Source organism: Bacteroidota bacterium, assembly GCA_035506275.1.
In the GTDB taxonomy this organism is placed as follows: Bacteria; Bacteroidota; Ignavibacteria; order UBA10030; family UBA8401; genus JAGVPT01.
The window spans coordinates 315399-335638 of record DATJPT010000019.1; the positions used below are offsets into that span (position 1 = coordinate 315399).

At 53.3% G+C, this 20240-nt stretch carries 19 protein-coding genes; 18 read left to right on the forward strand and 1 reads right to left on the reverse strand.

Translation table 11 applies throughout. From position 1 onward, the window contains the following. Window positions 1–149 precede the first annotated feature (149 nt). Genes thyA through VMF88_14665 form a run of 3 tightly spaced genes read left to right on the forward strand, consistent with a single transcriptional unit; the run spans window position 150 to window position 2927 of the window. Window positions 150–962, forward strand: a complete 813-nt coding sequence (gene thyA, locus VMF88_14655; protein HTY12299.1) for a thymidylate synthase — start codon at window positions 150–152, stop codon at window positions 960–962. Between the two features lie 60 nt (window positions 963–1022). Next, entirely contained in the window at window positions 1023–1541 is a 519-nt protein-coding gene (locus VMF88_14660) for a dihydrofolate reductase (protein HTY12300.1), read from the forward strand. A 30-nt stretch (window positions 1542–1571) separates the two neighbouring features. Next, window positions 1572–2927: a pyridoxal-dependent decarboxylase gene (locus VMF88_14665; protein HTY12301.1), complete on the forward strand. Its 1356-nt coding sequence runs from the start codon at window positions 1572–1574 to the stop codon at window positions 2925–2927. On the opposite strand, the gene VMF88_14670 is transcribed toward VMF88_14665, so the two are convergent. Next, complete coding sequence (locus VMF88_14670; protein ID HTY12302.1) at window positions 2920–4227, reverse strand: aminoacetone oxidase family FAD-binding enzyme; 1308 nt, start codon at window positions 4225–4227, stop codon at window positions 2920–2922. The two genes, VMF88_14665 and VMF88_14670, sit on opposite strands and share 8 nt — an antisense overlap. Window positions 4228–4467: 240 nt before the next feature. On the opposite strand from VMF88_14670, the gene VMF88_14675 reads away from it, so the two are divergent. The 15 genes from VMF88_14675 to VMF88_14745 all read left to right on the forward strand — a co-directional run bounded on the left by VMF88_14675 (window position 4468) and on the right by VMF88_14745 (window position 20237). Then, on the forward strand, window positions 4468–5310 hold the full coding sequence (locus VMF88_14675) for an isoprenyl transferase (GenBank protein HTY12303.1): 843 nt from the start codon (window positions 4468–4470) through the stop codon (window positions 5308–5310). Between the two features lies 1 nt (window position 5311). Continuing rightward, window positions 5312–7708 (forward strand): outer membrane protein assembly factor BamA, encoded by a 2397-nt coding sequence (gene bamA, locus VMF88_14680; GenBank protein HTY12304.1) that lies wholly within the window; start codon window positions 5312–5314, stop codon window positions 7706–7708. Between the two features lie 86 nt (window positions 7709–7794). Next, a complete protein-coding gene (locus VMF88_14685) occupies window positions 7795–8340 on the forward strand; it encodes an OmpH family outer membrane protein (protein HTY12305.1) in 546 nt (181 codons plus the stop codon). Window positions 8341–8368: 28 nt separating this feature from the next. Then, window positions 8369–8884: an OmpH family outer membrane protein gene (locus tag VMF88_14690; GenBank protein ID HTY12306.1), complete on the forward strand. Its 516-nt coding sequence runs from the start codon at window positions 8369–8371 to the stop codon at window positions 8882–8884. A 28-nt stretch (window positions 8885–8912) separates the two neighbouring features. Next, window positions 8913–9977, forward strand: coding sequence for a UDP-3-O-(3-hydroxymyristoyl)glucosamine N-acyltransferase (lpxD, locus tag VMF88_14695; GenBank protein ID HTY12307.1), 1065 nt, complete (start codon window positions 8913–8915; stop codon window positions 9975–9977). Window positions 9978–10024: 47 nt separating this feature from the next. Beyond that, complete coding sequence (locus tag VMF88_14700) at window positions 10025–11431, forward strand: bifunctional UDP-3-O-[3-hydroxymyristoyl] N-acetylglucosamine deacetylase/3-hydroxyacyl-ACP dehydratase (GenBank protein HTY12308.1); 1407 nt, start codon at window positions 10025–10027, stop codon at window positions 11429–11431. A gap of 25 nt (window positions 11432–11456) precedes the next feature. Then, window positions 11457–12248, forward strand: a complete 792-nt coding sequence (lpxA, locus tag VMF88_14705) for an acyl-ACP--UDP-N-acetylglucosamine O-acyltransferase (GenBank protein HTY12309.1) — start codon at window positions 11457–11459, stop codon at window positions 12246–12248. A 16-nt stretch (window positions 12249–12264) separates the two neighbouring features. Continuing rightward, a complete protein-coding gene (locus VMF88_14710) occupies window positions 12265–13068 on the forward strand; it encodes a lipoate--protein ligase family protein (GenBank protein HTY12310.1) in 804 nt (267 codons plus the stop codon). 23 nt (window positions 13069–13091) lie between these two features. Continuing rightward, window positions 13092–13910 (forward strand): 3-methyl-2-oxobutanoate hydroxymethyltransferase, encoded by an 819-nt coding sequence (gene panB, locus VMF88_14715; protein HTY12311.1) that lies wholly within the window; start codon window positions 13092–13094, stop codon window positions 13908–13910. A 260-nt stretch (window positions 13911–14170) separates the two neighbouring features. Then, window positions 14171–14797 (forward strand): TetR/AcrR family transcriptional regulator, encoded by a 627-nt coding sequence (locus VMF88_14720; protein HTY12312.1) that lies wholly within the window; start codon window positions 14171–14173, stop codon window positions 14795–14797. Between the two features lie 16 nt (window positions 14798–14813). Further along, on the forward strand, window positions 14814–15776 hold the full coding sequence (locus tag VMF88_14725) for an efflux RND transporter periplasmic adaptor subunit (GenBank protein HTY12313.1): 963 nt from the start codon (window positions 14814–14816) through the stop codon (window positions 15774–15776). A 17-nt stretch (window positions 15777–15793) separates the two neighbouring features. Next, complete coding sequence (locus tag VMF88_14730; protein HTY12314.1) at window positions 15794–16768, forward strand: ABC transporter ATP-binding protein; 975 nt, start codon at window positions 15794–15796, stop codon at window positions 16766–16768. Between the two features lie 14 nt (window positions 16769–16782). After that, window positions 16783–18087 carry a TolC family protein gene (locus VMF88_14735; GenBank protein HTY12315.1) on the forward strand — a complete coding sequence of 435 codons (1305 nt, stop codon included), beginning with the start codon at window positions 16783–16785 and terminating at the stop codon, window positions 18085–18087. Between the two features lie 74 nt (window positions 18088–18161). Continuing rightward, window positions 18162–19100, forward strand: coding sequence for an ABC transporter ATP-binding protein (locus VMF88_14740; GenBank protein ID HTY12316.1), 939 nt, complete (start codon window positions 18162–18164; stop codon window positions 19098–19100). A gap of 9 nt (window positions 19101–19109) precedes the next feature. Continuing rightward, window positions 19110–20237 (forward strand): ABC transporter permease, encoded by a 1128-nt coding sequence (locus VMF88_14745; protein ID HTY12317.1) that lies wholly within the window; start codon window positions 19110–19112, stop codon window positions 20235–20237. Window positions 20238–20240 lie beyond the last annotated feature (3 nt).

Here is a 20240-nt window from a genome sequence, read left to right on the forward strand (position 1 = left end):
TCAATGAAAAAGATAGTGGAAAAAGGTCGAAAGGGCAAATGGAGGAAGGGGAGGGTCGTGAACCCGTTTTGGTGCGCCTCGCTTGATTTTCAGCGTGAAAGTATTTATGATTGTGCATTACCAGCCTGAAGTTCCACCATGGAGAATCGATGAGAGAATACCTGGACCTTGTTGACCGCGTTTTGGCAAAAGGCGTCTTGAAAAAGAATCGAACGGGCGTCGATACGCTTTCGTGTTTTGCAGAGCATTACACGATCGATCTGAGCGAAGGGTATCCGCTGCTCACGACGAAGCGAATGCAGACGAAGTCCCTTTTTTACGAGGTCCTCTGGTATCTCTCGGGCGAAGATCACATCCGGAACCTGCGTAAGCAGACGAAGATCTGGGATGCATGGGCGGATGAGAACGGCAATCTCGAAACGGCATACGGCCGTTACTGGAGGCGGTTCCCGAGCGCACAGATCGACCCTGCCACGGGCAAATACGAAGTGAAAGAGATCGACCAGATCGCCGAAGTGATCCATTTGCTGAAGACGAACCCGACATCGCGGAGAATGGTGATCAGTGCGTGGGAGCCTGGCAATGCTCTTCACAGCAAATTGCCGCCGTGCCACTATTCATTCGTCTTCAACGTACAGGAGAACAAACTGAACTGCCACCTTACTCAGCGTTCCGGCGACATTGCACTCGGCATTCCGTTCAACATCGCCGCGTATTCTCTGTTGACGCAGGCGATCGCGCAGGAGGTGGGGCTTGACGCCGGGTATTTCAGCCACACCATCGTCGATGCCCATATCTATGTCAATCACATCGACGGGCTGAAAGAACAGTTGAAACGGACGCCGAAGCCGCGCCCTAAACTCGTCATCGCAAAAAAGCCGCTCGACCAATTGCAGTATGAAGACTTCGCGCTCATTGGGTACGAATGCGATGAACCGATCAAGTTCGAAGTAGCGGTCTAACAGGTTGCTGAAAAACACTTTTTGATTTTTTGGTGACGTCGTGTCTTCGTGGCAAGCTGTTTGGACTATTTCATCATCCTGCTCGCAGCAGAAAAAGCCTTCATTGACTCCTCTCCGATGAACCTCATCATCATTGCCGCCCTCAATCGAAAACGTGTCATCGGCAAGGATGGCAAACTTCCCTGGCATATCTCCGAAGATCTAAAGCGCTTCAAGAGGCTCACCGTCGGACATACGGTTCTGATGGGAAGAAAAACATATAAGTCGCTGGGGAAGCCGCTCCCCGACCGGCGCAATGTGGTGCTGGCTTCGAAGAGCATTCCCGGCGTCGAAACGTATTCCTCGCTGGAAACGGCGCTCGCCGCACTTCGCGATCAGGAAAAAGTGTTCGTCATCGGCGGAGGAAAAATTTTCGACCAGCTTCTCGGCCGGGCAAACGGGCTCTGTTTAACGTTTGTTGACAACGACATCGACGGCGACACGTTTTTTCCCCCCTACGAACATCTCGTTGGAACTCGCTTCACACTTGTCAATGAAGAGAAGCATGACGGTTTTGTGTTCCTTGATTATGTTTCTTAATAAATCCCCCCAAAAAAATACCGTGAAAAAATGAACGATGTACTTCGTTCCGCAGCCGAGCGGGCAATCAAATATCTCGAAGGTCTGGAAAGAAGGGGAGTGAGGCCCGATCCTGACGCTGTTCGGCGGCTGCAGGAATTGGATATACCATTCCCTGAAACGCCGGCTCAACCGGATGCAATTCTGCGCATGCTCGATGAGTACGTCTCGCCCGCAACGATGGGGATGGCCGGACGGAGATTTTTCGGTTTTGTGATCGGCGGGGCGCTTCCGGCTCCGCTCGCCGCGACGTGGATGGCAGCCGCGTGGAACCAAAACAGCGCTCTCTATCAAGTGACGCCGGCAACGGCCCATCTTGAGCGGGTTGCCCTTCAATGGCTTGTCGCTCTTTTCGGATTGCCTTCGTCGTGCGGAGGGGCCTTTGTCACAGGAGGGACGCTTGCGAACTTTACGGCGCTCGCTGCGGCGCGTCATGCGGTCCTTGAACGCGCAGGCTGGAATGTCGAGGCCGACGGCTTGAACGGCTCTCCGCCCATGACCATTGTCGTCGGCGATGAAGTCCATCCGTCGCTGATAAAATCATTGGGACTATTAGGACTCGGGCGCGCGCGGGTTCACCGAGTGCCGGCGGACCCTCAAGGAAGAATGCTGGCGAAGGCGATGCCGCGCCTCAAGGGACCTGCGATCGTTTGCGCTCAGGCGGGGAACGTCAACACCGGGTCATTCGATCCGTTCGATGAGATTTGCGCCCGCGGTCACGATGCGGGTGCCTGGGTTCATGTCGATGGGGCATTTGGATTGTGGGCCGCCGCGGCGCCTGGACGCAAATACTTAACGGAGGGAATGACGAATGCAGATTCGTGGGCGACCGACGCTCATAAATGGCTGAACGTTCCGCTGGATTCCGGTCTTGCATTTGTCCGAGACCGGGAAGCGCTCCGCGCGGCGATGGCGATCACCGCAGAGTATCTGCCGACGGAATCTGAGTTTCGAAACCCATCCGATTATGTCCCGGAATTGTCACGGCGTGCCAGGGGAGTGGAAGTCTGGTCTTCGTTGATTTCACTCGGACGGACGGGGCTCGTGGAGTTGATCGAACGGACATGCCGTCACGCCGAACGGTTTGCGGAAGGGTTGACTGCCGCAGGTTTTCAGGTCTTGAATGATGTCGTTATCAATCAGGTTCTTGTATCATTCGGCGACGCGGTAGCGACGCAGAAAGTGATTGCGGAAATTCAAGCGGACGGAACGTGCTGGTGCGGCGGAACTGTCTGGCAGGGGCATACGGCGATGAGAATCAGCGTGTCGTCGTGGGCAACGACCGAGGAAGATGTCGAACAATGTCTTGCGGCGATGATACGATGCGCCAAGCGGCATGTCAGGTAACCGGGGAGCTACCGGTACTTTCTCCGGAAGAGGCGTTCATTCGCCAATCTTCGGCGGCCGTTTCTCCGGCGACATAGCCGGTTGAGAACGCTGCCTGCAAATTGTATCCGCCGATCGGTCCCGCCACGTCAAGTGCTTCACCGCAAATATACAGTCCCTTGAGTATTCGCGACCTCATTGTTTTCGAGTCGACTTCGTGAAGAGCAACTCCTCCGGCGGTCACTTCCCCCCGTTCGATCGGGATTTCCTTCACCCTGCCGATGTGCCAGCTTTTCAACGCCCGAACGACCGACGCCCGCTCCTCCTTTTTCAATTGATGACATTTTTTCCCCGGATCAACTCCGATGGAAATTACAATGAAAGGGGCCAGCCGTTGAGGGACAAATAATTCAACGAGCGTTTCCACGCTTCTTGCTCCGTTGGCCGTAATCTCGGAAAGGACTGTATTTTCAAGCTCGCCTTCGTCCTTATCCGGAGCTGCATCCACAAAAACGTCCGCTATGGTGCCCCCCTTCGACGCCCCAAAAACCTCGCGGCTGATCTCCAATGCCGTCGGACCTGAGATTCCCTCATGAGTAAAAAGAAGATCGCCACGCGCTGATGCGACGGGTTTGCCGGATATTTTTGCCTTAAGGATCGAATCCCGCATCGATACGCCTTGCCACGCCGCCGGCGGCTTTGGATCGAGGAGGATCGGAGCAAGCGCCGGGCTGAGCGGAACGATCGTGTGGCCGAGATCTTTCAGCCAGCGAAAGCCTTCGCCGGTGGTCCCTGTTTTCGGGTAGGAGGCGCCGCCCGTAGCGAGCACCACCTGGCGTGCCTGATGGAAGCCGGCGGCGGTCTTAATGCCGGAAATGCCGACGCTGTCGCAAAGAATTTCTTCCACCGGATGAGAAAGTTGAATTTCAACCCCCTCTTTTTCCATCATTCGTCGCAATGCATGAACGACATCCCCTGCTTTGCCGCTCGTCGGAAATACCCGGCCATTTTCCCGCTCGTACGTTTCGACGCCAAACTGTCTTAATCGTGAGAGAATATCATGATTGGTAAATCGGTGCATCGAATGTTTCAAAAATATCGATTCATTTCTTCTGAATTGACCGCACACGCTTTCGATCTCCCCGCCATGGGTGATGTTGCATTTTCCCCCTCCCGAGATGAGAAGTTTAATACCGAGCCGTGAATTTTTTTCCAGGAGAGTCACTGCCGCACCGAGTGCGCCGGCCCGCCATGCCGCGATCATTCCTGCAGCCCCGCCGCCGATCACGACGACGGGAGAGTACTTATGCGATTTTAACACAATAATGGAATTGCTTGATGCTGAGGCGTTAACGAATGGAGGTTATTTCCAACGTTGCTTTATGAATAAAGATAAGGAGTTTTTAAGAGAAATCAATTTTGCCTTCGGGCGGAAATTTATTCGGAATAAGCTATTGTCGGCCGCGAATCCCCCCCTTTTCTGATTGACTTTTTTTCGATAAAAGGTTACCTTATTCTCTAGTGTTGCCACGATTTTCCGCTAAAATTTGAGGAGTTGAGGGTGAATAAAGGCCCGGTTCATGCGACTGGTCAGGATAAAAAATTGCAGGAACAATTGCGCCATAGCGGAGAAGTTCCGCAGCACGTTGCTATCATTATGGATGGGAACGGCCGATGGGCCCAGAAAAGGTCACTTCCACGGGTTGCGGGGCATCATGAAGGGGTGAATTCCGTCCGGGATATCGTCGAAGTCTGCGGCCAATTAGGTGTAAAATACCTGACGCTTTACGCTTTTTCGACCGAGAACTGGAAGCGCCCGAAAGACGAAGTCTCGATGCTGATGCGGCTTTTGCTGAAAGCGCTGCGGGACGAGCGCGACCGGCTTCACAACAACAACGTCCACCTCAAAAGCATCGGCGATATCTCCGCCCTGCCCCATGACGTCCAGGACGAACTGCTCGATGCCATGGAACTTATGAAGCACAATACGGGTCTAACGTTAGTGCTTGCATTGAGCTACAGCGGACGCTGGGATATCACCAATGCCGTCAAGAAAATTGCCGATGCCGCCTCCCACGGCAAGATAAAGCCCGACCACGTCAACGACGCACTCATTTCGCAATTTCTATCAACAAAGGACATCCCCGACCCCGATCTGCTGATCCGCACCAGCGGCGAGCTCCGCATCAGCAATTTTCTCCTGTGGCAGCTTGCGTATTCGGAGATGTACATCACCGACCTGTGCTGGCCGGAATTCAGGCGGCGTTCGCTCTACGAAGCCATCGCATCATTCCAGGGTCGGGAACGCCGTTACGGCATGGTGAGTGAACAGCTGAAATCCAAACGAAAAGATGCGGCGGCGACATATGTTGAAAAGTTTCTTAAAAGCGTTACAGGTAATTAATGTGAAGAGCGTTGCGCTCACCAGATGTTTTGTTTTGTTGACTCTCACGCTGTTTGAATGCTCACTTCTGATCTCGCAATCGGCACGGCCGCAAATTCAACAATACAAAATCCTCGGAATCTCTGTTGAAGGAAATAAATCGGCGGAGACGTCGGCTATTATTGCCAATTCCGGATTGAAGCTTGGAGACGAGATCACGGTTCCGGGCGAACAGACCCGTACGGCGATTACGCGGCTGTGGGCGCTGAGGATCTTTTCCGATGTCGAAATCGATATCGAGAACACGATCGGCACGGGCGTGTATCTTCTGATCAAAGTGAAAGAGCACCCGCGGCTTGACAAGGTCGTTGTCTCTGGAGAAGACGATCTGAGCGAGGACGACATTCTCAAAAAGGTCAACCTGCTCAAAGGACAAATCCTGACACCGGAAGAGATCAGCCGCATCGTTAAGACGATCAAAAAAGCTTATGAAGACGACGGGTACCTGCAGGCGACGATCAAAACAGAGACGGTCGAAAGCACGGACAGTACCGCGCGCGGCAAGGTGATCCTGAAGCTGACCATCGACGAGGGGTCCGAGGTTCATATCAAGGAGATTCAGTTCTACGGCAACAAGGCATTCGACGCGGATGACCTGAGGGGGGAAATGGACGACACCCATGAACAGATCTGGTGGAAGTTCTGGCGCGGTTCCAAATTCGACAAGAAGAAGTACGCGGACGATAAGAAAAAGATCATTGATTTCTACCATAAGAACGGATACCGCGATGCCGAGATCCTTGCCGATTCCATTTCGTACACCGGAAAGAAAGACCACATGATCATCCGCTTGTTCATGTCGGAGGGACCCCAGTACAAGATCCGCAAGATCACGTGGGAAGGAAATACAGTTTTCAAAACGGATATTCTGAACGAGCGGCTCGGCATCAAGAGCGGCGATGTCTATAACATGGAGAAATTCGACCGCAACCTCAAGCAAAATGAGGAACAGACGGACGTAGCCTCGCTGTATCTCGACAACGGTTACTTGACGATGTCGATCGACCCGGAAGAAGTGAAGGTGGCTCCGGACAGCATGGATATTATCATACACATCCGCGAGCGGAATCAATTTCGTGTCGGGACTGTCGAGATCCATGGGAACACAAAAACAAAAGAGAAGGTGATCCGGCGCGAATTATATTCCAGGCCGGGCGACTTCTTCAGCCGTGCAGCGATCATGCGGAGCGTGCGTCAGCTTTCGGTGCTCAATTATTTCAACCCCGACAAGATCAAGCCTGATACGCGCATCGTTGACGACAAAACGGTGGACGTCATTTACGACGTCGAAGAGAAGTCGAGCGATACATTTAACATGTCCGTCGGATACAGCGGAGCATTCGGCTTTACGGGGGCGCTCGGGCTGACGTTCAATAATTTCGAATTGTCGGAGCCTTTTTCGGGGGGCGGAGGACAGATCCTGAGCTTCGACTGGCAATTCGGCGAGGGGACGACCTACAGAACATTTTCGATTTCGTTCCGCGAACCGTGGCTTTTCGGCAGCCGGACGTCGTTCGGTTTCAGCTTGTTCGACACACGTCAGAATTACATTTACTCCGTCGACCAGCGGGGCGGCACGGTCTCTCTCGGACGCCAATTCCGATGGCCCGACGATTACACAAGAGGGGATTGGATCTTCAGAGTGCAGCGGATCGACAACCTCAGCCAAAGCGACTACTACGGTCCCCCGGGAGTCATCGACCAATACAGCATCACTCAGATTCTCACGAGGAACAGCATCGACAACCCGCTGTTCCCGTCCCACGGGAGCAACGTTTCGCTGTCGACCGAGCTCTCCGGACCCCCCTTCCTTCCGGGAACCGCCCGCTATACAAAGCATATTCTGAGCGTGGATTGGTACACCCCCATCATGAATAATTCTCGCCTCGCGTTGTATCTCGGCAATCTCTACGGAGAGATTCTCACGCTCCAAAGGACCGTTGCGGCGAACGATATTCCCTATATCGAATACTTTTCGATGGGTGGAACCGGACTGGGCCAGATCAACGTCACTCCGTTGCGAGGGTACGGCGACCGGGGCATCGGACCGTTGAATTCGCTGAACCAGGTGTTGAGCGGCCTGGTGATGGAAAAGCACACGGCGGAGCTGCGCTTCAACGTCTCGCTGAACCCGATCCCGATCTATCTCCTCTCCTTTGCGGAAGCGGGAAACGTCTGGAGCGATGTGAAATCGACAGAGCTGTTCAACCTCAACCGTTCTGCGGGTGTCGGTGCCCGCATCATGATCAATCCGATCGGGTTGCTCGGATTCGACTATGGCTACGGTTTTGATGATCCGACGAAAACGGGAAGCCCGTCCGGGTGGCATTTCCATTTTCAATTCGGGAAAGGATTTTAATTCACACGCAGTATCATCCACTCTCCGGCGGACAAATGGCGGCCGGCGCAGTGAAATTTTTTCATGAAAACTATAACGAGGGTACAGTGAAAGCTTCTACAACGAACACGGGAAGGGCCCTGGCGGCTCTTGTTCTTTTCCTCATGCTTGCCGTCTCCGTCGGCGGCGCCCAGCAAAAAATCGGCTATGTGAACTCACAAAAAATCCTGGATGAGCTTCCTTCCGCCAAGGAGGCGAAAGATTCGCTCGCCGGCATCGTGAAGATCTGGCAGGGGGAATTGGACAGGATGTCGAAAGATCTCCAGGAAAAATACGAGGATTATCAGAGGAAGCAGGGGCTTTACAACGATCAGACGAAGCAGGCAGAGCAGAAGAAGCTGATCGACGAAGAACAGAAGATGAATGATTACAAGGCCCAGAAGTTCGGGCAGCAGGGAGAGCTGGCCATCCAGCAGGAACGCTTAATGGCGCCGATCAAAGAAAGGATCTTTGCGGCCATCAAACAGATTGCCACCGAGAACAAGCTGGCGTTCGTTTTTGACAAAGCCGGCGATGTCGTGCTGCTGTACGGAGAGCCCAACGCCGATTACACGTACAAAGTGATCGACCGCCTTAAACGAGGCGACAAGTAACACCGAACTTCCAAGGAAGAGGTGAGCCATGAAGAAATTTTTTAGCGCCGCATTTTTCGTATGTGTGTTCGCGGCCCCGACGTATTCCCAGATGAAGATCGGGTATATCAATTCGGAAGCGATCATGCAGCAGTTGACGGAGGCGCAGGACGCTCAGAAACAATTGGACGCGATCTCGACCGATTGGCAGGCCGAGCTGACGAGAATGCAGACAGACCTTCAGCACAGGTTTGAAGATTATGACAAGAAGAAACTGATCATGTCCGACAAGAGACGGGCAGAGGTCGAGAAGGAACTCCAGGACCTCGAAAAGAAGATGGTCGATTTTCGCACGGCCAAATTCGGGGCGAACGGCGAATTGTTCACCAAGCAGAACGAGCTGATGAAGCCCGTGCAGGATAAACTCTTCAAGGCCGTCAAAGACGTAGCCGACGAAGGGGGATACGACTACGTGTTCGATAAAAGCAGCACGACGCTTCTGATGTACTCCAACGAAAAGAACGATCTGACGGCAAAAGTACTCGCCAAGCTGCAGCAGAAATAACCGTGCCTAAACAACCGAACGCATCAACATGACAGTTCGCGAGATCGCCTCATTTCTTGATGGAGATGTTGTCGGCGATGCGTCGCTCGAGATCGCTGGTATCGCGAAAATCGAGGAGGCCAAGGCCGGCGACCTGACCTTCCTGTCAAACCCAAAATACGAAAAATTCCTCGGACTGACGTCCGCCTCCGCGGTCATTGTCAACCGTACGCTTGATCTTTCTGCCAGCAAGAAGCTTCCGCCTTCGGTTATTCAAGTCAATGATGCGTACGCCTCCTTCGTTGTCGCAATTCAGAGATTCTCTCCGCCTCCTGCCCTCATTCCGCCGGGGATCCATCCGACTGCCGTAATCGATCCTTCGGCGAACATCGGGTCCAACTGTTCGATCGGCGCCCACGTCGTCATCGGACGGCGCTGCAAGGTGGGGAACAATTCGACAATTCTTCCGGGAACTGTCCTGGGAGATGACGTCCGCACCGGCGATGACTGCCTGTTCTATTCCAACGTCTCGGTGCGCGAATCGTGCGTCATCGGCAATCGCGTCATTCTCCAGCCCGGCGTCGTTATCGGCGGGGACGGGTTCGGGTTCGCTCCCAGGAAGGACGGAACGTATCAGAAGATCCCTCAGCTGGGCATCGTCGTCCTTGAAGACGATGTGGAGATTGGCGCCAACACTTGCGTTGACCGGGCGACCATGGGCGAAACGAGGATCAAAAGGGGGACGAAGCTGGATAATCTTGTCCAGATCGCCCACAACGTCACGGTGGGAGAAAATACGGTGATCGCGGCGAACGCAGGGGTCGCCGGGAGCACCAAGATCGGCAACAACGTCATGATCGGGGGAAACGCGGCGGTCACAGGACACATTACGGTCGCAGACAAAGTAAGCATCGCCGGACACGCCGGTGTTTCAAAATCGGTCACAAAGGAGGGAGAATCATTGTTCGGGTATCCCGCAAAGGAAGTTGGGAGGGCGCGGCGGATTGAAGGGGCGCTCCGTCAATTGCCTGAATTACTGTTCACGATTCGAGAGATGGAAAATCGGATCAAGGTCCTTGAAGAGCAATTGAAGATACTTGCGGGGCAAAAGTAAGCACCCCGCAGCATCTGCGGGCAAGGTTGTACTAATTTGGAGGATGGATGTTAGTTCAGCAGCGAACGATCAAGAAACCGGTCACGATGTCGGGGGTCGGTCTGCACACAGGCACGGAGTGTACGATGACGTTCAAACCGGCGCCGGAGAATTTCGGCATTCGTTTCAGGCGGGCCGATCTTGGGGGAAAGCCCGAGGTCCCGGCGGATGTCGACCATGTCATCGACGTCTCACGCGGAACGACGATCGGTATCGGCGAAGCCAAAGTGCATACGGTCGAACATGTTCTCGCGGCCATTGCCGGCCTCCAGATCGACAACATTGTGATCGACCTGGAAGGCATCGAGCCCCCGATCGGCGACGGGAGCGCCAAGCCGTATGTCGACGCGCTGCTCGATGCAGGATTTGAATCGCAGGAAGCCCCGAAGGATTATCTCGTCATCGATCAAACCATCAGCTATAAGAATGAGAACAAGGGGGTCGAGATCGTCGCCCTGCCGACCGATGATTTTCGCGTGACCGTGCTTGTCGACTACAACAATCCCGCACTCGGCAGCCAGCACACCGGCTTATTCGACCTTGAGAAGGAGTTTATCCCCGAGTTTTCTATGTGCCGGACGTTTTGTTTTCTCCACGAAGTCGAACAGCTGCGCGATGCCGGTCTGATTAAAGGGGGAAATCTCGACAACGCGATCGTCATCGTCGACCGCGAGCTCTCCACGAAAGAGTTGAAGGAACTGGCCGCAAAGCTCGGGGTCAAGGATTCCGTCATTCTTGGAAGTACCGGCGCGGTGAACAACAAAAAACTTCATTTCAAAAACGAGCCGGCCCGGCATAAGCTCCTTGATCTGATCGGCGACCTCGCCCTGATCGGAGCCCCGCTCAAGGCGCAAATCCTTGCCGCCCGACCGGGTCATGCGAGCAACGTCGAATTTGCAAAGAAGGTCAGGAAGCTCTACCAGCAGAAGAAGATCATCAAGAAATATCAGTACGTGAAGACAGAGGGAGTGTTGTTCGACGTCAATGCGTTGCAAAGGATCCTTCCCCATCGGTATCCGTTTCTGCTTGTCGATAAGATCATCGATTTCCAGCTCAACGAAAAAATTGTCGGGGTGAAAAATGTGACGTTCGGCGAGCATTTTTTCCAGGGACATTTTCCCGGAGCGCCGGTGATGCCCGGTGTGCTGATTCTCGAGGGGCTGGCCCAGACCGGAGGCATTCTGCTGCTTGACGGCTCCGACCGCCAGGAGGGGAAGCTGGTCATGTTCATGGCGATCAACAACGCCAAATTCCGCAAGCCCGTCGTTCCCGGAGACCAATTGATCTACGAAGTAACCATGATGTACCGCAAGCCGAGAGTCTGCCAGGTCATGGGGAAGGCCTATGTCGATGGTACGCTCGTCGCAGAAGCGGAGATGATGGCTTCGATCGTGGACCGTCCCGGCGCAATGTAATCCAATCTTTGAAATAGATTTATCTATGAGCACCGAAATTCATCCTACCGCGGTTATTCACCCGAAGGCCCAGCTCGGTGAAAATGTCTCCGTCGGTCCATACACTGTTATCGATGCTGACGTTATTATTGGCGCCGGAACGCAGATCGGTCCGCATGTGTATTGTGCGGATGGAACACGCATCGGGAACAACTGCAGAATACACAAAGGGGCTGTCGTTGCCACACTTCCGCAGGATCTGAAATTCAAGGACGAGAAAACAACATTTGAAATTGGCGATTCGACGACCGTCCGCGAGTTTTGCACACTCAACCGCGGAACCGCGGAGCACATGAAGTCGACGGTGGGCAGCAATTGTCTGCTGATGGCGTACGTTCACGTTGCCCATGATTGCAGGATCGGCAGTAATGTCATCCTCGCCAATTCTGTGCAGATGGGGGGGCATGTCACAATAGAAGATTGGGCGATAGTGGGGGGGCTGACCGCAGTTCATCAATTCACGTCGATCGGACGGCATGCCATGGTGGGAGGCCACTACCGCGTGCCGAAGGATGTGCCGCCGTACATTCTCGCAGGCGGTTCGCCGTTGACGTACGAAGGATTGAACATCGTGGGGCTCCGCCGGCGCGGTTTTTCTCGTGAAGCACTCGACGCGCTCCAGAAGGCCTACCATATCCTTTACTTTTCCAACCTTAATGTGACGCAGGGCGTTCAGAGAATCCGGCAGGAGCTTTCAATAACCGCGGAGATCCAGCATCTGCTGTCGTTCATCGAACAGAGCAAACGGGGCATCATCATCCGTTCGAGACATGAATAATACATCCGGCGATGGCATGGCAGATGGCCTTTGGCGATTTCTGAATTCGGGATTTCACTCCGGCGTATACAACATGCGATTGGACGAAACGCTCGCTCAGCGCCTGGTTGCCCGAGAAGGATTTCCAACACTGAGAGTCTACGGATGGATGCCGCATGCCATCTCGCTCGGGTACAATCAGCGGTGCTCCGATTTCGATGAAGCGCTGTGCGCTTCACGCGGAATCGATGTTGTCCGTCGGCCGACCGGCGGACGGGCGATCTTTCACGCCGAAGAGTTGACGTACAGCATCACCATGTCTGCGCGCGGCAAGAATATCAACGAATCATACTGCGAGATCAGCCGGGCGCTCCTGTGCGGCCTTCGCCTGCTCGGTGCGGACGTCGAATATGCGCACGCAAGACCGGACCTGAACCGATTATACAAAAGCCAGGGGTCGATTCCCTGCTTTGCGAGTTCAACGCAATACGAGATCCAACACCATGGCAGGAAACTTGTCGGCAGCGCTCAGAGACGGTATTCAACTCTGGAAGGAGAGGAAGTCATTCTGCAGCATGGTTCCGTTTTGCTTGGACCCATGCATAAACGCCTTCCTGAATTTATGCGTCTTGAAGACGAAAAGAATCGGACTGCGCTTCGTGAAGAGTTGGAAAGAAAGACGACGGACCTGGGAGCAGCGCTCGGGAGAGCCGTTTCGTTCGATGAAGCCGCAGCCGCGCTGAAAGAGGGGTTCGAGCGTGAATGGAACGTGACATTTACCGAAAACGAGTTCGACGACCTGATGGCCTCACACGCAACAGCATTGTTGCCATCCAACTAATACTTCGTGAAAAGGATACTGCGATGAGTTCTCATCCGAGTGAATACAAGCGCATCACGACAAAAGTGATTCTCAGCATGAAAAAGACGGGTGAGAAGGTCGCGATGCTGACCGCGTACGATTACACGACGGCGAAGCTTCTGGATGAGGCTGGCGTCGATATCATTCTCGTCGGGGATTCTGTGGGAAACGTCTTTCAGGGTTTGGAAACGACGCTCCCGGTCACGCTCGAGGAGATCATTTATCACACGAAGGTCGTTCGCAGAGGAGTGAAGCGCGCGATGCTCGTCGCAGACATGCCGTTCATGTCGTTCCAGGTTGACACTGAAGAAGCGGTGCGCAACTGCGGGCGTCTTTTGAAGGAATCGGGGGCCGAGGCCGTGAAGATGGAAGGGGGAAAAAGAATCGAGCCGCTCGTGAAACAACTGGTCGACATCGGAATCCCCGTCATGGGACACCTTGGATTGACCCCGCAATCGATCTATAAATTCGGGACCTATGAGGTTCGTGCGAAGGAGACGAAAGAGGCGAGAGAACTTGTGGAAGATGCGAAAGTGCTCGACCGTGTCGGAGTCTTTGGTATTGTCCTGGAAAAGATCCCCACGCCGCTCGCTGCGAAAGTCACGAAGAGCGTATCGTGCGCAACGATCGGCATCGGAGCGGGGGCGCAGTGCGACGGACAGGTTCTTGTGACGAACGACATGCTCGGAATGAATGAACAGTTTCATCCCCGCTTTGTCCGCACATATGCCAAACTTACGGAGACGATGCGAGGGGCTTTTCAAAATTACATCAAAGACGTGAAGGGGATGAAGTTTCCATCAAAAGAAGAGAGTTACTAGTCCCCTTAACCTGAAATATTCGGCAGCATTTCAAGGGAAAACCCCTCCTGTTCGCTTCGTTCGCCTCCCCAAGAATTCTGGAAATGGAACTTGACATATTCTTCCATTTTTATTATCTTGGAAACTATAGAAACGATAATAGTTTCTTCAGTATTTTTGCAATAAAATTTGCTACAATCCGTCATTAATGATGGATTATTTTTTGGAACTCCGGAAACCAATAAAACGTTAAAAGTTTCCGTAGTGCTCATGGAGGCCGAATGAACACAGAGACTGAAATACGCGACCGAATCATCTCTTACGCTCGGGAGCATTTCTTGCATGAGGGGTTCAGCAAAGTAACCCTCGATGAAATCGCCGCCGAGCTCGGGATGAGCAAGAAGACCCTCTATAAATATTTTGAAGATAAAGAGGATCTGCTCCGGGCTGGTGTTGAAGAGAACCTGCGAAAGATCTCCCGCGAGATTGAAACTATCACTGCATCAAACGATCCGTTTGCGGAGAAATTGGCGCGGGTGATGATGATTATCGGAAAGCAAATGTCACGTTTGAGCAGGGGGGCTATGCTCGACATGCAGAAATTCACGCCGGAGCTCTGGAACCAGATCGAAACATTCCGCAAGGACCAGATCTTTAATAAGATCGGGAAAATGATGGCCCATGCCCGGGAAGAAAACGTCTTCCGGCCGTATATCAATGAGCAGATCCTTACGCTCATGATCATCAACTGTGTTCAGGGAATTCTCAATCCAGAAGTTCTTTCGCAAAATTCCTTCTCTGCGGAAGACGCGTTCAAAAGTATTTTCAGGACCATCTTTGAAGGGGCCCTGACGGACGATGCGAGAAAAGATTTCCATGTCTTTGATACACCTCTTACCAACTTATAATTTTCAAAAGGTTATTATGAAACGATTCGTTCTTTTTGGAATTGCCGCCGCGGCCTTCCTGACGCTTGCCGGATGCAGCGATAAGCATGCCGGGGCCATTGAAGCAAGCGGGACACTAGAAGCTGTCGAAGTGAATGTGAGCGCAAAAGTAGCCGGACAGGTGCAGTCGCTTTTCGTCGATGAAGGGAGCATCGTCAAAGCCGGAGATACTCTTGCGATTCTTGATCATGCAACGAACGACATTGCGCTGCAGCAGGCAAAAGCCGGAGTCGATCTGGCAGACGCCGAATATCGGCTTCTTGTGAACGGAGCGCGATCGGAGGACCTGCGTCAGGCCGAGCAGGCGCTTCGCCAGACAGCGTCATCCTACAAGACCGCCAAGGATGATTACGAGCGGATTAAAGCGCTCTATGCGACAAAGAGCGTCACTCAGAAAGAGAGGGATGATGCCGAATCCCGGTATACGATCGCCCAGGCCGCAAATGCCTCGGCGGAGCAGTACCTTCAGAAGTTGAAACACTTCGCTCGCCCCGAGGACCTCGCTGCCGCCAAGGCGCGCCTCAACCAGGCAATCTCTGCGGCGGACCTTTTGCGCAAAGAGATCTCCGACGCGCACATCATCGCTCCGGTGTCGGGAACGGTGACGCATAAACCGGTTGAAGTAGGAGAACTGGTGAGCGTGGGAACCACCATCGTAACGATCTCGCGCCTGGAAACGCTCAATCTGATGATCTATGTCGGCGATACCGAACTCGGCAGAGTGAAATTGGGCGGCTCGGCAGACCTTGTGATCGATACCTATCCGGATAGAAATTTTCCGGCGAAAGTGATCTATATCTCTCCCATAGCGGAATTCACGCCGAAGAATGTTCAAACGAAAGAAGACCGGACGAAGCTGGTGTTTGGCGTGAAGCTTGAGGTCGACAACAAAGACGGGATCCTCAAAGGCGGTATGCCGGTCGATGCGTACTTGAAATAACCGGTCATCGAACAATCATGAATTCAACCAACGAAAAGACTGCGTCAGCCAATGCGATTGAATTGCATTCCGTCTCGAAGAAATTCGGGGACCTGAAAGCGGTCGATGCTCTGACGCTCGAGGTCCGCAAGGGAGAAATGTTCGCCCTCGTCGGCCCGGATGGCGCGGGAAAAACGACAACGATACGGATGCTGTGCGGCATCATCGTTCCGACGGAAGGGGAATTATCGGTTCTCGGGTATGATGTAAAAAAGCAGCCCGACGAAGTGCGGAAACGCATCGGTTACCTTTCCCAGAAATTCAGCCTCTACGGCGACCTCACCGTCGATGAGAATATCGAATTCTTTGCGGAGATCCATGGCGTCAGGGACTACAAGCCGCGCCGCGACGAACTCCTCGAGTTCACGAGGCTGACCCCTTTCAGGTCGCGCCTTGCCGATAAGCTCTCAGGCGGAATGAAACAAAAACTGGCGCTCGCTTGCACGCTCGTTCACACTCCCGAGGTCATTTTCCTCGATGAGCCGACGACGGGTGTCGACCCGGTCTCTCGCCGAGATTTCTGGAAAGTGCTCTCGAATCTATTGAAATCCGGCATCACGATCGTGATGACGACACCGTATCTCGACGAGGCAGAACGGTGCACTCACGTTGCATTGATGAGCGAGGGGAAAATTCTGGTGGCCGATACGCCTCCGAATGTCAAAAAAGTTATGAAAGGAACGATCGTGGAGATCGTGTGCAGCGAGATCCGGGCTTCCTTCAAATTATTAAGGGCATATGCCTCCGTGAAAGAAGTCCAGGCGTTCGGCGACAGATTGAACATCGTCGTCGACAATGCCGATCGAGATGTCCCTTTCGTGGTTGCGCATTTGAAGGAACACGGCATCGTTGTAACCGACACAAGAACGATTCCTCCATCCCTTGAGAACGTATTTATTTCGCTGCTATCCGATAATTCGCCAAAAAAAGAAAGCGAGGTTGCTGCATCGTGACGAACGCACGGTCAATGGTCATATCTTGTATCTGCCTTATGGCGCCGGCTCTGGTCGCTCAGGAGCGCGTGCTCACAATCGAAGAAAGCATCGCCATCGGGCTCGAGAACAGCAAAGAGCTGCATTCATCGCAGATGAAGCAGGAGTATGCGGACGCGAAGGCGAGCGAAACTGCTGCCGGGCTGTACCCCTCCCTGAAAGCGCAGGCCTCGTATCAGAAATTGAGCGATATTCCGGAGTTCAAAATTGCGATCCCTGGCGTGCTTCCCGCACCGATAGGCTTTCCTGTCATCCTGAACAATTATTCGACCAAGGCAACGCTTCAGCAGCCGCTTTTTACCGGATGGAAACTGCAGAGCGGCGTCGACAACGCTGAGTACAGCGCCGAAGCTTCGCGAAAGGATGTCGAAAGCGACAAAGCGACTCTTGTCTATAATATCAAATCGGCATATTGGAATTTGTATCGGGCGAAGGATATCAAGCGTGTCAGCGATGAGAATGTCGCCCAAATTGAATCGCATCTCAACGACATTGAGAGCATGTACCAGCAGGGGATGTCGACAACGAACGATGTCCTGAAAGTGAAAGTGCAGTATGGGAACGCCAAGCTCCTTCAAAGCGAAGCGGCGAACAATGTTGAGATCGCCATGATCAGCTTCAATTCGACGCTCGGCATTTCGCTTTCGACAAAGGTCGCGATCGGTTCAACGCTGACGCCGACGACAAGGGAATTCCCGGACGTGCAGAAACTGCTCGAGGAGGCATTTACGGACAGACCGGACCTTCAGGGATTGGATTGGAGGCTTCGGGCGGCTGAGAGCGGCGTCACAGGGGCGCAGGCAGGCTGGTCGCCGCAGATTTTTTTGACCGGAGATTACTATTATGCGCGCCCAAACCAGAGAATTTTTCCGGCGGTGGATGCGTTTAAGGATTCATGGGATGTCGGCGTCACGCTCCAGTTTGATATTTGGAACAACCTGACAACCGTGTATCAGACGGCCGAGGCGCAAGCGCAATACCGGCAGGCAAAGGACGCCATCGCGATTTTGAAAGACGGGGTAACGCTCGAAGTCACCCAGAGCTATCTTTCATTCAAACAGGCGAAGGAGAATATTCAGCTTTCGCAGCTCACGGTCGACCAGGCGAACGAGAACTTGCGGGTGACACAGCAGAAATTCAAAGCGGGATTGACAACGAACTCGGAACTTCTGGATGCCGAAGTCGCGCTGCTCCAGGCAAAGCTTCAATTGACGCAGGCACTGGTCGACTACGAGCTCGCGCAGGCCAAACTTGAGAAAGCGATCGGCCAGGAAAAATAATCCGTTGGGATGATCAGAGACGCTCAAAGGCGGCGCTCAATTCGTTCCAACACGGTCTAAAAAATGAGCAGACAATGATCAATGCAATCGAGGTCGAAAACCTCACGAAGCGATTCGGAAACTTTTACGCGGTCGACCACATCAACTTTGAAGTGAAGAAGGGAGAGATCTTCGGTTTTCTCGGCGCGAACGGCGCCGGAAAGTCCACGACGATCAGAATGCTGTGTGCGCTCCTTCAATCGACCGAAGGGACCGCGCGGGTAGGCGGGTTCGATATTAACAGAGAACCGGAACGGGTGAAAGAGAATATCGGATACATGTCGCAGAAGTTTTCGTTGTATGACGATCTGACGGTCGACGAAAATATCAGTTTTTTTGGGCGCGTCTACGGCCTGAAGAACAGCGACCTCCAGCACCGCCGCCAATGGGTGCTCGAAATGGCGAACCTGGTCGGGAGGGAAAAAAGCATCACCCGGACCCTCCCCGGCGGCTGGAAACAGCGGCTTGCCCTGGGATGCGCGGTGCTGCACCGTCCCAAAACGGTTTTTCTCGATGAACCGACCAGCGGCGTTGATCCGGTCATGCGCCGGAAATTCTGGGAATTGATCAACGACCTGTCGGCCGAAGGTATCACCGTCCTCGTGACGACGCATTTTCTCGAAGAGGCGGAATATTGCAACGATATCATCTTTATCAACGCGGGAAAAATTATCGCGGGGGGAAGCCCGAAAGAATTGAAACACAATTATATCAAGTCGCCGCTCCTTGAAGTGCAATGCGAGAACGTTGTGGAAGCGATGACGATCATCGCCAAGGAGCCCTGGGCGGAAGAAACGTCCGTGTTCGGCACATTTCTCCATGTGAGCGTGTCCGACGAACAGTTCGCCCGGCAGCAGATTCAGGAGATCCTGAAGGCGCAAAACATCGGCTGGACCAAAATAGACAGAATCACACCGTCCCTCGAGGATGTGTTTATCTATCTGCTTGACCAGGAAGCGAAGAAAGCGGCCTAAAGGACCACCATGATACGTCGTCTCATTCCAATTATCAAAAAAGAATTCCGTCAGATCAGGCGCGACAAGCGTGTCCTTGCCATCCTGACGCTTGTGCCTGCGCTGCTCCTTTTGCTCAACGGCTATGCGCTGAACTTCGACGTCTCGCACATCAGAATGGCCGTGATCGATCAGGAGAACAGCAAGACGAGCCGCGATTTCCTGAACGCATTCGTAACATCGGGATATTTCGACTATGTGCAGTATCTGAACTCGACGGACGAAGCGATGCGGATGATCGACGACGCGAAGATCCGGGCGGCGATCGTTGTGCCAACGGATTTTTCCCATAAGCTCCTGTCCAACGAAACGACCGACATCCAGGTGCTGGTTGATGGAATGGATTCGAATGCGGCGTCGACCATCCTTGCCTATGTGCAGGCGGTCACGCTGCAATATTCCCAGAAGATCGTGCTCACCAATCTGTCCAAGATGGGGCGGGGAAGTTACGTGCCGATTCAGTACGATGCCCGCGTCTGGTATAATCCCGAGTTGAAAAGCGCCAAATTTCTGGTTCCGGGGCTCATCGGATTCATCCTTGCAATCACCGCGGTCATCGCGACGTCCCTTTCGATCGTGAAGGAAAAAGAGCGCAATACTATCGAGCAGATCGACGTTTCACCGATCACGTCGTTCGAGCTTGTTGTGGGGAAGATGATCCCCTACGCGATCATTTCGCTTGTCGCAGCAACGCTGGTCATTGTCGCAGCGTATTTTCTTTTTGATGTCGTGGTCAAGGGGAGCTATCTCTATCTGTTCGGCGCGACGCTCCTCTTCATCATTGCCGCGTTGAGCATCGGATTGTATGTCTCGACGATCGCAGACAGCCAGCAAGTTGCATTTCAGCTCGCATCGCTCTTTTCTATGCTGCCGACGATGATCCTTTCCGGATTTATGTTTCCGATCCGCAGCATGCCGTGGTGGCTGCAATTGCTGACCAACATCACGCCGGCAAAATTCTACTTGGTGATCCTGCGTTCGATCATACTGAAAGGCGTCGGCATCGCCGCATTCTGGGATCAGGTCGTCTATCTCATGCTCTTCACGTCTTTTATGCTGTTTGTCAGCGTCAGACGTTTCAGAAAAACATTAGGATGAACG

What these genes read in the sequence shown, in the direction of transcription:
- VMF88_14710 (HTY12310.1), top strand. Translation starts at nt 12,265, where the DNA reads ATGGCAGATGGCCTTTGGCGATTTCTGAATTCGGGATTTCACTCCGGC.
- thyA (HTY12299.1), top strand. Translation starts at nt 150, where the DNA reads ATGAGAGAATACCTGGACCTTGTTGACCGCGTTTTGGCAAAAGGCGTC.
- lpxD (HTY12307.1), top strand. Translation starts at nt 8,913, where the DNA reads ATGACAGTTCGCGAGATCGCCTCATTTCTTGATGGAGATGTTGTCGGC.
- VMF88_14690 (HTY12306.1), top strand. Translation starts at nt 8,369, where the DNA reads ATGAAGAAATTTTTTAGCGCCGCATTTTTCGTATGTGTGTTCGCGGCC.
- VMF88_14720 (HTY12312.1), top strand. Translation starts at nt 14,171, where the DNA reads ATGAACACAGAGACTGAAATACGCGACCGAATCATCTCTTACGCTCGG.
- VMF88_14735 (HTY12315.1), top strand. Translation starts at nt 16,783, where the DNA reads ATGGTCATATCTTGTATCTGCCTTATGGCGCCGGCTCTGGTCGCTCAG.
- VMF88_14665 (HTY12301.1), top strand. Translation starts at nt 1,572, where the DNA reads ATGAACGATGTACTTCGTTCCGCAGCCGAGCGGGCAATCAAATATCTC.
- VMF88_14700 (HTY12308.1), top strand. Translation starts at nt 10,025, where the DNA reads ATGTTAGTTCAGCAGCGAACGATCAAGAAACCGGTCACGATGTCGGGG.
- VMF88_14740 (HTY12316.1), top strand. Translation starts at nt 18,162, where the DNA reads ATGATCAATGCAATCGAGGTCGAAAACCTCACGAAGCGATTCGGAAAC.
- VMF88_14730 (HTY12314.1), top strand. Translation starts at nt 15,794, where the DNA reads ATGAATTCAACCAACGAAAAGACTGCGTCAGCCAATGCGATTGAATTG.
- lpxA (HTY12309.1), top strand. Translation starts at nt 11,457, where the DNA reads ATGAGCACCGAAATTCATCCTACCGCGGTTATTCACCCGAAGGCCCAG.
- panB (HTY12311.1), top strand. Translation starts at nt 13,092, where the DNA reads ATGAGTTCTCATCCGAGTGAATACAAGCGCATCACGACAAAAGTGATT.
- VMF88_14745 (HTY12317.1), top strand. Translation starts at nt 19,110, where the DNA reads ATGATACGTCGTCTCATTCCAATTATCAAAAAAGAATTCCGTCAGATC.
- VMF88_14725 (HTY12313.1), top strand. Translation starts at nt 14,814, where the DNA reads ATGAAACGATTCGTTCTTTTTGGAATTGCCGCCGCGGCCTTCCTGACG.